The sequence below is a fragment of the Limnohabitans sp. genome, from assembly GCF_040400975.1.
Lineage (GTDB): Bacteria > Pseudomonadota > Gammaproteobacteria > Burkholderiales > Burkholderiaceae_C > Limnohabitans_A.
The window spans coordinates 1-525 of the sequence record NZ_JBBAPF010000127.1; the positions used below are offsets into that span (position 1 = coordinate 1).

The 525-nt window shown below is 59.2% G+C and carries 1 protein-coding gene; it reads right to left on the reverse strand.

The window, feature by feature from the left end; genetic code table 11:
• Nucleotides 1–413 (reverse strand): hypothetical protein (locus tag ABWQ00_RS16140; RefSeq protein ID WP_353239678.1); only part of this gene is annotated, 413 nt, incomplete at its 3' end.
• Between the last annotated feature and the right edge of the window lie 112 nt (nt 414–525).

The following is a 525-nucleotide window of genomic DNA, read 5'->3' on the forward strand; positions in this document are numbered from 1 at the left end:
ATGACCGGGTATTTGGACAATGCCTTTAGCTCGATTCTCATGGCACGGAGCAGGGCATTGGTACGGTCACGGAGGTGTCCTTTGTCGTTTTCCCCGCTCCAGCAATAAACTGACACGAGGACGGCTTCGTACCCCTTGGCGGTGTCCACTCGGCAAATAAGGAGCCGACCTTGGGCCCTGGCTTGCCGGCCCTCTTCAGAAATGTTAGACATGTCTTGTCCACGACCTGGCTTCTTGATGAGGACCCCCACGCCAGAGTGGTCGGTCTCGTCGAGAGGCCCCGCGATGAGCTCGAAGCCGTTTTTGGCCGCAATGGTGGCGGTTGCCCCCAACTGGGGCTGCCGTATGCCATGTTCCTGGACAATGTAGACATCGCCATCTAGATGTTCGGCACTGGCGAGGAAGCTCCACAAGTTTGTGATGTTCCCTCCGGCGATGATGGTGTGCTCCTGCGCTGCGAGCGTCGAAGACCAGTGGGGACCAAGATTGTGCGGTCGGTCCGCGTCAGCCCTGTCCCGCTGAGCC